Origin of the sequence: Nocardia aurea, assembly GCF_003123685.1 — a bacterium.
Taxonomy (GTDB): domain Bacteria; phylum Actinomycetota; class Actinomycetes; order Mycobacteriales; family Mycobacteriaceae; genus Nocardia; species Nocardia aurea.
The window spans coordinates 1-10732 of sequence record NZ_QCYJ01000177.1 but is presented as its reverse complement, the minus strand read 5'-3'; the positions used below and the strand labels follow the sequence as shown (position 1 = coordinate 10732).

The window sequence follows — 10732 nt, the reverse complement described above, 5'->3', positions numbered from 1 at the left end:
TCGCAGATCAGGTGGACCTCGAGCTCGGCCGGGACCTCCTTATCCACCTTGATCAAGAATTTCTTGAACTCTACCGCGCGATGCCTGCGGTGCAGGGCGCCGATCACCTTGCCCGAGATCACGTCAAGAGCCGCGAACAACGTGGTAGTGCCGGCCCGGACATAGTCATGGGTGGCCCGCTCAGGCACGCCGGGCATCATCGGCAGCACCGGCTGAGATCGATCCAACGCCTGGATCTGCGACTTCTCATCCACGCACAAGACCAGCGCCCGCTCCGGCGGATCCAGGTACAGGCCGACTACGTCATGCACCTTCTCCACCAACAACGGATCGGCTGACAGCTTGAACGTCGCCGACCGATGCGGCTGCAGGCCGAAGGCCCGCCAGACGCGCGACACCGTCGACTGCGACAGGCCCACCTGCTTGGCCATGGACCGCGTCGACCAGTGCGTGGCGTTGGCGGGCTTGGTCTCCAAGGTGCGCGCGACCACCTCCGCCACCTGCTCATCACTCACCGTCCGCGGCCGGGCCCGGACGCGGCTCGTCGGCCAAGCCCGCCAGCCGGGCCCCAGGAAGCGCCGACGCCACTTCGAGACCGTCTCGCGCGATACCCCGACCTCCTCCGCCCACCACCTTGGTGGACACGGGCAAGCAGTCCTCGCCGATCGCATCACACGCCAAAATCAGCCTGGCCCGCAGGCTCATGATCGCCATGTAGACGCACTTGAGCGCGGCCTGCTCGTTCGGAAAGTGCCCGCGGGCCTTGACCGCCCTCCTGATACGGGCGTTGACCGACTCGATCGCGTTGGTCGAGCAGATCACCCGGCGGATCTCGGTGTCGAAGTTGAGGAAGGGCACGAACTCGGCCCAGGCGTCCTCCCACAACTTCACGATCGCCGGATACTTGCCGCCCCAGACCTCGGCGAACTCGTAGAACCGCTCGACCGCGGCCGCCTCGGTCGGCGCGGTGTAGACCGGCTTGAGCGCCTTGGCGATGGCATCCCAGTGCTGGCGGGCGGCATACCGGAACGAGGCACGCAGCAGGTGCACCACGCACGTCTGCACGACCGCCTGCGGCCAGACCTGCTCGATGGCCTGCGGCAGCCCCTTCAGGCCGTCGCAGACCACCATCAGCGCATCAGCCACGCCGCGATTCTTCAGCTCGGTCAGCACATGCAGCCAGAACTTCGCACCCTCACCGCCGTCGCCGGCCCACAAGCCGAGAATGTCGCGCTCGCCATCGACGGTGACCGCCATCGCCACATAGATCGGCCGGTTGGCGACCTGACCGTCGCGCAGCTTCACATGGATGGCATCGATGAAGACCACCGGATATACCGGATCCAGCGGCCGGTTCTGCCACTCGGCCATCCCGTCCAGCACCTTGTCGGTGATGGTAGAGATGGTCTGCCTGGACACCTCGGCGCCGTAGACCTCGGCCAGATGGGCGGAGATCTCACCGGTGGTCAGGCCCTTGGCGGCCAGAGAGATGACCATCTCATCGACACCGCACAGCCGCCGCTGCCGCTTGCGCACGATCTTCGGCTCGAAGCTGCCGTCCCGATCTCGCGGCACGCTGATCTCGACAGGCCCGACGTCGGTGACGACCGTCTTGGAGCGGGCGCCGTTGCGACTGTTGGTCGTCTCGTCGCCGGAGCGTTGGTGCTTGTCGTAGCCGAGATGGTCGGTGATCTCCCCCTCCAGCGCGGACTCCAGCACGAGTTTGGTCAGCCGGCCCAGCAGCCCGTTCTCGCCGACCAGCTCCACGCCCTCGGCGCGGGCCTGGTCGACCAGCCGGGCCACCAGCTCCCGATCCGACTTCTTGGCTGTGCTGCCCTTGGCTTGCTTACGTGCCACGCCGGCGTCCTCCAGGTCGATCTCCGTCGGTGCCTGGATCACAGTACTCATCAGGTGCGTTCTCCTTGATCAGGAGTTACACCAGTGACCGTACAGTCCCGGCAGGACGCGGCGTCCCCGGTGAGTGCGAGGCTCGCCGGAGACGCGGGGGGCGCGGCGGCCGCGGCGGGTCAGGAGCCGCCCCCGATGACAGTGAGTCTCATTGATACCTCAAGGTGGGAGCGCCCCCAGGCTCTCTCTTGGGGGCGCGGTCACGTTCAGGAGAGCTGGGTGAGCTTCCACCAGTTGATGTCGAACCCGCCGGTCACTGCGTAGAGACCGAACTGGTGGGTTCCGGCAGGCAGTTGCACCTCACGGGAGATCGTGCGGTAGCTGGTGAAGCCTCCGGTGTTGGGCACGGTCACGTTCCCCAATGGGGTGGCCCCCTCGTTGATGTCGAGCGAGATTCGCCCGTTGCCGTTTGGCGACGCGACCCGGTACTCGACCAGGTAGCGTCCGGCTTTCGGGATGGCGACGTTCTGGAAGGCGATCCAGTCTGAGCTGTCGATCCCGGTGACCGTCCTGCTGCCCCCGGTGTCGGAGCTGGGCTTCGTCGTCACGCCGTTCACGGCCGAGTAGTCCTCGGCCTGGAGGGTCCGCGTGTGACAGCCGCCGGAGGCGAGCTCACAGATCTCCGCACGGTTGGTTGAGACCTTCAGGTCGTCGTACCAGATGTAGGAGTCGTTCGTGGGCGCGAACGTCGGGCGGTCGCCGCCGTGGAAGGACGAGAAGTACGCCCGGTCGACGAGGTCGGAGTTGCGCACGAACCTCAGGTTCCTGATCGTGGCCGCCTGGACGCCGTTGTACCAGATGTCGATCTCGCCGTCGGGGTTGGCGTTGCTCCCCGTGACGGTGTTGACCTTGAGCCGCTGGACGACTTTGACCCACTTACCGCGTGGCCAGTACAGCAGGTGGCCACTGGCGTCCTTGAGGTCTACGAAGTCGCCGAACTGGCCCTCGTGGCCCATGTGGTAGTAGTAGATCGCCGCCTTGCCGCCCGAGCGCCAGATCATGCGCGAGCTGAAGCCGTTGTATCCGTCGCACACCTGGCCGCCGGAGCAGGACTTGCCGCCCGCCAGGCCGATGCCGACCTTGCCGGCGAACTCGGTGGTGCCCCAGCTGAAGTCGCCGCTGAAGCGCACCCAGTACGACAGGTAGTACTCACGGCCGGGGGTCAGCCGCAGCGGCGCCTGGGCGCCGGAGTCGGCCGGGCCGATCTTTCCTTTCGGGTAGAAGACGCGCAGCGACTGGCCGCCCGTGTGGTGGAAGTTGTAGCCGTCGATCCAGCTCCTGGTGCTCATGCCCTGCTCCCAGGGCGCGGACCAGCCGTCCTGGGCCCACTGGCTCAGGTCGTAGGCGCTTCCCCGCGCGGGACGTTCGAAGGTGTTGACGCGAGGGTCGGCGTGGGCCGCACCGGCGGTGCCGCCGATGAAGGTCAGGAGAAGAGTCACGAAGAGGACTGTCTTTCTCACAGAGTCACTCCAGTCTTGAAACAGTGGGGGGCTTTGGCTTAGTCAGGAGTGTCCGTCACCTCCTTCGCCGTCGGCCGGACGAGGTCGAGAACGAGCGTGTGCCCCCAGTCGTGCTCGTGAGCCTGGGTGAAGCCGAGTGCATCGTAGAAGGCGATGGCCCGCCGGTTTCCCGCGGCCACACCGAGGTGCGCTCCCGGCACGCCGCGCTCGCGCAGCGCGGCGCACAGCGCCTCCATCAGCCGCCGCCCCCACCCGCGGCCCTGCAGGCGGTCGGCGAGCTTGATGTGCAGCTGGGCCGGGTGGGTGGCGAACCAGGGGCGCGGCGCGCCCGGCGTCGCGTGGATGTCCTCGATGAGCACGTGGTCCCGGGTGCCGTCGCCCGGGTCGGCCCGGCGCGGGTACTGCTCGCGTAGGACCGGCCACCAGTGCTCGTCGAGCCACTGCCGGAACCGCAGTGTGTCGGCGGTCGCGACGACGTACCCGCCGACACCCCGCTCGTCGGCGACGACGAACGCCAGGCCCGGGTCGGCGACCGCGTACGGACCGGCGTAGACGTGACCGGGCAGGTCGCCGTTGTGGAAGCGGGCCGGCCGCGCGCCACCCACCGCGTCGACGAGCAGGCAGACCCGGTAGATCCCGGCGAGGTCCGCCGGATGGTAGGGCCGCAGATACGTGGACATGCGCTCGTCGCCTTTCCTGCGCCGGTTCAAGCGATCGTGAAGGTCACGGTGATGACGTCGCCCCGGCGGGATACGGAGTCCGCGGGCTTCCCGTTGAGGTGGACGGACGTGATCCCGGGCGCGTAGACCGACATCGTCACCGGGCCCGGCGCCGTCGCCGCTCCGGCCCGCGTCCGGTCGGCCGTGCGGTGCACCGACAGGCGCAGCCCGCCGCCGTCGTAGACCGCCGAGACGTTCTCCAGCACCTTCGGCTTCGCACCATCGGTGATCTTGATCCACTCGCGCCCGTCGACCGTCACCGCCGACCGGTGCAGCAGGTCGACGCTGACCGGGGCCGACGACGAGCCCTGCCGCCGGACCAGGGCGTACCCCTCACCGTCGACGAGCAGGTCGTCGCGGCGATCCCCCGCCAGGTCGACCCGGACGTGCCCGTCGGCGACACGCCGCACGCCCGTCACAGCGCTCTCCTCCGAGCGCGAGCGGGTCTCGATGAGCGTGGTGAACCTGGCGCTCCGCACACCCACGCGCCGCGCCAGCAGGAACGGGATCCGCTCGCCGGTGGTGGCCACCCCCGGGCCGCTGGCGTGCAGCACGGTCGTGGCCGACGGCTCCACCGCGCGCAGCGACAGCACCGAGGCCGGCGCCGTCCAGTGCGCCTCCCACGCTCCGTCCGCGGCCTGCCCCTGGGCGACGGCCTTCAGATGGCGGAAGCCGAAGTCGGCGTCGCCCGGGTCGAGCACGCAGTCCGTCCCGCAGGCGGGGTGCCCATCTGCGGCCTCCGCACCTCCAGGGCGCCCATCCCGTGCCAGGACTGGTCGTACCGGTGCGCGGAGGAGCCCTGGGCGTCGGCGACATCGAGGGTGTACTCGTCCGTCATCAGCTCGGCCCGGCGCAGCGACACGTCGGCCATGGCCGAAACACTCGCGTAGGGCTTCTCCGCGACGGCGTCGACCACCCGCAGCCGCGGGGTCGTGCCGAAGAAGGCCAGCTTCCCGTGGGCGTCGCGGTCCTGGCTGCGTCCGTCGACGACCACGGTGTTGTGCGAGACGGACTCGCGGTACCAGTTCTCCGTGAGGTCCCTGTTGCTCGCGCCGTACACCTGGCCGAGGTCGGTGGACTGCAGCCCTCCACCGCCGACGACGTCGAGGTGCAGCTTGTCGGCGTGGCCGTGCACCCCGCCGGGGATGCCGTGATCCAGCCGGACGGCGTTCGCCTGGAACGGATCGACCGCCGAGCCGAACCGCAGCGACACGTCGTCGAAGAACGCGACGCCGGCGGCCTTGACCACGGCGAGCCCGATGCGGGCGGCCACGGCGTCCTTCGGGACGTCGGCGTCCACGGACTGCGGCGTCCAGCCCGCCGCGCCCCGGAACGTCGCGGCCCTGGGCGTCGTCGTGGTCCCGTCCGCGCGGACGAAGGACAGCTCGACCCTCCCGCTCCCGCCGCCGACCGGCAGGAGGGCGACAGCCCTCGTCATGGCCGCCAGCCGGACCGATCCGATGTTGCCGCCGGTGAGCGGGACGTCCGTCGTCCAGGAGTTGCGGCCGGTCGGCGAGCCCGGCACCATGGCGGCGGCCGAGCCGCGGTAGGCGAGGGGTGAAAGGACCGCCCGCCCTTCCTGCCGCCACTTCAGCGTCCCGCTCTCGAACCCGCCGTTGCCGACGAGATCGTCCACCCACAGGTCGAGGTCGTCGGCCTGGAGCGTGCCGCGCGCCCCGTCCACCTCGATGCCCAGCCGTACCGCGCGGGCAGCCGGCGGGACGTCCAGGCTCAGCTCACGCGCCGACCAGGCGGAGGTTCCCGACAGCTTGATCGCGTCGCCGCCGACGTCACGGCCCGCGCCGTCGAGGAAGGTCGCCACCACGCGGCCGCCTCCCGCGTAGGAGGTCTCCAGCCCGGCCGTCCGCACCATGGCCGACAGGCGCAGCCGCCGGTGCCTGCGACCGTCGAACGCGATCTTCTGGGAGGCTCCGCGCCGGCGCTCCCGCGTGCCCTCCACCGACAGCGCCCGCTCGCCGCTGAACGCCTCCCCGGCCCAGGCCGCGCCGTCGAGCGTCCAGAAGGACGGGCCGTCGCCGCCGCTGAGCGCCGCTTCCTCGAAGCCCCCGTTCGGGGCGAGGTTGGCGGGACCGCCACCGCGCAGGACGGTCTCGCCGAGCCCCCGGAAGGTCACGCTGTCCGGGCGTGCCCCGGTGCCGCGCGGGACGGAGTCGGCGCCGTAGCGCAGGGCCCAGCGGTCCTGCCGGGGCAGGCCCATGTTGTGGTAGGCGAGCCCCAGCCCGGCGGCGAAGTCCGGATCGCGGTACTCGGCGTAGGCCCATTCGGCGAACATGGTGAGGTTCGGCCCGAACCTGCGTCCCCACGTGCCGCCGTCGCCCGCGACCGGGACGGTCATGTCCGGGTACAGGTACGGCAGCAGCGCGAAGTGCATGGAGCGGAACCGGGAATCGTCGGTGTAGTCCTTGCCCTCGCTCATCCCGTCCGGCAGGTTCCGGGCCGCGATGGCGAGGTGTGTGAGCGCCTGCATGGCGTACAGGTGGTAGCTGGCCGAACCCTCCCACCACCAGCCGGCGCCGACGACCGCCTTGTCGAGCAGGAACTCGGCACCGCCCGCCGGGTCGTGCAGCGCGTACCGGCGCAGGGCCGCATCGTCGATGGCCGCTCCGACGCCGTAGACGGCGGCGACCGTCCACGCCTGGAAGTTGCCGATCGACATCGGGGTGGAGATCAGCATCTCGGCGAGCGGGCGCAGCAGGTTGCCCTCGATGTTCACCCTGTCGGCCGCGGAGAGGGTCTCGCGGACCAGGTCGTAGGCGTCGATCAGGCCGATGGCGGCGACCGCCTCGTCGAGCGACTGGTAGTGGACCCGGCCGTACAGGCCGTTCAGCGGGACGGACATGAACCGGTCGGCGTAGTGGACGAGGATGTCGCGGGCCTTGGCGGCGTACTTCTCACGGCCGGGGTCGGACTCGGGCACCAGCCGGTAGGTGAGCGCGAGGTCCGAGGCGCCCTGGGCGGCGTTGTTGTGCCAGATCTCCGTCCAGGCGCTGTCGTACGGCTCGCCGCTGTAGGACTTGCCGTCGAGCGGGCAGCGGTGGCTCGTGGGCGTGGCGTAGTCGAACTCGAGCATCGTGTTGGTGCCCGGGCACTTGAAGTTGCCGCTCCAGCCGCCGTGGTGGACCGTCTTGTCCAGCGGCCGGCCGAGCCACGCGTCGGCCTCGGCCTTGACGACCGTGGCGAACGCCGACCTGGCCCAGGGCTGCCCGGCGATCCGCTCGCGCAGCGCCTTGAGCTGCGCGGGGGTGTTGTAGACGTGTGGCTCCTTCGGTCCGCCGGAGACCGCCGCGACGCGGGTGGTGAGGGCCGCCGGCTGGGCGAGGGCGGCATCGCCGCTCGGCGTCGCGGTCAGGACGACCGTGCGCTCGGTGTCCACGGCCTGGCCGTCCGGGACGGTCGTGGTCACGGCGACGGTCGCGGACTCGCCCGGCTTGAGCTCCGGCGTCACGGGCGGCGTCACCGTGGCGGTGAACGGGGCCAGCGTGGAGTCGTCCAGGGACAGCTTGAGGCTGTCCGCGACCGTGCGCCGGTTCGTCACGGTCACCAGGTGCGTGGAGGTGGCCCCGGCGGTGGCCCGCCTGGTGAGGGTGCCGGGACTGATCCAGGGTGATTCGGGGGTGACACGGACGTCGTCGACCCACATCGTGCCGGTCGAGGTCTGGACGAACGGGATGATCTGCAGCCGGGTCGTCAGGGGCGGCAGCCGGAACGTCCCGGAGACCGTCGTCCAGTCCGTCGTCCCGGTGAGGATTCCGCCGAGCACGCCCGAGCCGGTGTAGACCGTCGTGTTCTCGGCGTTGATGTAGGAGAAGCTCAGGGCCACCCGCGCGGCGGCCGGGTAGTCCGCATAGCTGGCCAGCGTGATCTTGTCGAGCTTCACCTTCGCGGAGACGTGCGCGACCGGCCACTGCGCCGCGTTGAGCGGCACGGTGACGAATCCGCCGATCTTCTTGGTGGCCGAGCCGGTGATCCGCATCGACCGGCCGCCGTGGGCGGCGACGCCGGCGTCGATCTCGTAGGGCGAGCTCTGCCACGGGGTGCACCAGGCGGGTGCCGGGCAGGTCTCGGTCGAGGGCGTCGCCAGTTCGAGGCTGGGGTTGGGCACGAGGTTCACCCACGTTTCGGGGGTGAGGGACAGGCTGTCGAACCAGGCCGTGCCCCTGGCGCGGTCGAGGGCGACGCTGACGAAGGCGGAGACCGTGCCGGCGGGCACCGGGTAGACCTGGTCCAGCCTGGTCCAGTCCCGCGTACCGGTGAGGTTGACCCCCTTCCAGGTGCGCTTGCCGGTGGCGTCCACGAAGGCGAGGGAGACCTTCGCGGTGTTGTCCGCGGTCGCGCCCTGCTCCACCGACTCCAGGCGGACCGCGCCGGAGAGTTTGACCGACGCGATCTGGCGCGCGTCGAGGCCGGACGCCGCCGCGGTGGAGCCCGCCCAGCTCGCGCCGGTCTGGGACGCCACCTTCAGGGACCTGGTGCCGCTGTCGGCCGTCTCGTCGCTCCAGCCCGCGTCGCCGGACGGCGTCCACGAGGCCGGGGCCGTCGTCCCGGACTCGAACCCGCCGTTGCGGAGCAGCTGGATCGCGCCCGGGGTGTCGGCGGAGGCGGCGGCGGAGGGGGCGGCGGATCCGGCGGCGGAGGCGGGCGGGACGAGCACGCCGCCCGCCGCGACGGCCAAGCCCGCGAAGACGGATGTGACGCGGATGAGCCACCGCGTCCCGGTCCTACTGATCATGGGTGTTCCCGTGTGCTAGGAGCCGAGCCACGCGGCTGAGCGCCGCGTGACGTACTCGTCGTCGGTGAGCTGGGGGTAGGCGGAGATCACCCGGTCGAGCTCGGCCGCCTGGCCGGGAGAGAGCGACTCCCCGGGGTCGAGAAGCCGCACCTCGTCGAGCAGGCCCTGGCGGCGCAGCACCTCATGGATGCCGGCCACCGAACCCGCGAAATCGTTGGCCACGTCGAAGACGGCGCCGTTCGCGTCGGTCAGCTGGGCCGCGAGAGTGAGCAGTTCCCTGTCGACGCGTCCCGCCCGCACCGCCTCGTGCGCGCGTTCCAGGAGCCGCACCGCGCACCTGGTCCAGATCGCGCACTGGCCGAGCAGTCCGCCGACGATGCGGGTGCTGACCCGCTCGCCGCGCACGTCGAAGACGTACTCGGTGAGCAGGTCGACGAGGATGTTGTCGTCGTTGCCGGTGTAGAGGGCGATCTCGGCGGCCCGGCCGGATTCGCAGACGGCCCGGACCACGTCCAGCGTGCGGTAGCGGTCGAACGGCGCGATCTTCACCGCGCGCAGGGCGGGCAGCTCGGCCGCCTCCCGCCAGAAGCGCGCGCCGAGCTGCCGGCCGCCCACCGCGGGCTGGAGGTAGAAGCCGCACAGCGGCAGCACCTCGCCGATCGCCGCCAGGTGCTGGACGAGCCGCCGATCGGTCAGCCGGTCCAGGCCGCGCAGGATGACCATGGCGAGGTCGTAGCCCAGCTCGGCAGCGGCCTCGGCCTCGGCCACGGCCAGTGCCGTGTCGCCCATGACCCCGGCGACCAGCACGGGCGGGCGGCCGGGCGCCTCGCGGGAGGTCTCGGCGGCGAGCTGGAGGACGGGCCGCAGGAGCCCGGCGTCGCGCAGGCCGAACTGGGTGGTGTGGACGCCAACGGCCAGGCCGCCCGCGCCCGCGTCGAGGTAGTAGCGGGTCAGCGCTCGCTGGCGGCGTTCGTCCAGCCGGCCGTCGGCGGTGATGACGAGCGGGTGGGCGGGGATGATGACGCCTTCGAGCAGGGTGCGTTCGGCCTGGGGGGAGAGTGTCGCGGCCATCAGAACAGTCCTTGTCGTTCCTGGAAGTGGGTGTCCTTGCCGTGCTCGGCGCCCCCGGAGAGCACCCACCGGGCGGTTTCGTCGAGGAGCCGGTCCAGCGGCACCGCCGGGTAGCCGAAGAGGGCGGCGGAACGGGCGGCGTTGGACAGCAGCGCGGTGGGTTCCTCGCTCCCGGTGAAGACGGGCTCCGCGCCGAGCCGGGCGGCGAGCTGTTCGGTCAGCCACCGCACCGAGGCCGTCTCCGGCCCGGCCATGTTGAGCAGCAGCGGCGGGGCGGAGCAGTGCTCGAACAGGCGGAGGGTCATGGCGTTGACGTCGCCCTGCCAGATGACGTTGACGCTGCCCGTCGTGAGGTCCACCGGCTCGCCCCGGTGGACGGCTCTGGCCAGTTCGAGCAGCACCCCGTATCTCAGCTCGACAGCGTAGTTCAGCCGGATGATCGCGGTCGGCGTGCCCTGGGAGCGGGAGAAGTGTTCGAGGATGCGCTCCCGCCCGAGGCAGGACTGCGCGTACTCGCCCACGGGGGCCGGGGGCGTCGTCTCGTCGGCTCCGCCGCTGACGACGGGGACCAGCGGATAGACGTTCCCGGTGGAGAACGCGACGACGCGCGCGTCGCGGAAGCGCTTCATCACCTTGCCGGGCAGGTACGCGTTCAGCGCCCAGGTGTCGTGCTCCGAGCCGTGTGTGCCGAACTTGCGGCCCGCGAGGTGGACGACGCGCGGCGCGTCGGGCAGCCGGGCCAGGTCGCCGTCGTCGAGCAGGTCGGCCTGGACGAGTTCGACTCCGGCTTCCTTGAGCGGGTCGAGCCGGCCGGACCGCAGGTC

The 10732-nt window shown here is 71.0% G+C and carries 7 protein-coding genes and 1 pseudogene; all 8 read right to left on the bottom strand.

Annotation, left to right across the window (positions count from 1 at the left end; genetic code table 11):
• Positions 1-671, bottom strand: a 671-nt coding sequence (locus DAT37_RS43550; RefSeq protein ID WP_157979010.1) for an IS630 family transposase, incomplete at its 3' end; no start/stop codon positions are given.
• 25 nt (positions 672-696) lie between these two features.
• Positions 697-1908: pseudogene (locus DAT37_RS43545) on the bottom strand (IS256 family transposase); the annotation flags it as partial.
• 206 nt (positions 1909-2114) lie between these two features.
• Positions 2115-3347, bottom strand: a complete 1233-nt coding sequence (locus DAT37_RS44725) for a carbohydrate-binding protein (protein ID WP_157979009.1) — start codon at positions 3345-3347, stop codon at positions 2115-2117.
• A gap of 59 nt (positions 3348-3406) precedes the next feature.
• Positions 3407-4048 (bottom strand): GNAT family N-acetyltransferase, encoded by a 642-nt coding sequence (locus DAT37_RS43535; RefSeq protein ID WP_109530846.1) that lies wholly within the window; start codon positions 4046-4048, stop codon positions 3407-3409.
• Positions 4049-4074: 26 nt separating this feature from the next.
• Positions 4075-4788 carry a hypothetical protein gene (locus DAT37_RS43530; protein WP_109530845.1) on the bottom strand — a complete coding sequence of 238 codons (714 nt, stop codon included), beginning with the start codon at positions 4786-4788 and terminating at the stop codon, positions 4075-4077.
• Positions 4746-8837 carry a heparinase II/III domain-containing protein gene (locus tag DAT37_RS45195; protein ID WP_198654734.1) on the bottom strand — a complete coding sequence of 1364 codons (4092 nt, stop codon included), beginning with the start codon at positions 8835-8837 and terminating at the stop codon, positions 4746-4748. The genes DAT37_RS43530 and DAT37_RS45195 overlap by 43 nt, the downstream gene beginning before the upstream one ends.
• A gap of 15 nt (positions 8838-8852) precedes the next feature.
• Positions 8853-9908, bottom strand: a complete 1056-nt coding sequence (locus DAT37_RS43515) for a dihydrodipicolinate synthase family protein (RefSeq protein WP_109530843.1) — start codon at positions 9906-9908, stop codon at positions 8853-8855.
• The coding region (locus DAT37_RS43510) for an NAD-dependent epimerase/dehydratase family protein (protein ID WP_109530842.1) at positions 9908-10732 on the bottom strand (825 nt) is incomplete at its 5' end. The genes DAT37_RS43510 and DAT37_RS43515, both read right to left, overlap by 1 nt.

Coding starts and splice junctions, on each gene's coding strand:
- DAT37_RS43515 (WP_109530843.1), bottom strand. CDS start 9,908: ATGGCCGCGACACTCTCCCCCCAGGCCGAACGCACCCTGCTCGAAGGC.
- DAT37_RS43535 (WP_109530846.1), bottom strand. CDS start 4,048: ATGTCCACGTATCTGCGGCCCTACCATCCGGCGGACCTCGCCGGGATC.
- DAT37_RS45195 (WP_198654734.1), bottom strand. CDS start 8,837: ATGATCAGTAGGACCGGGACGCGGTGGCTCATCCGCGTCACATCCGTC.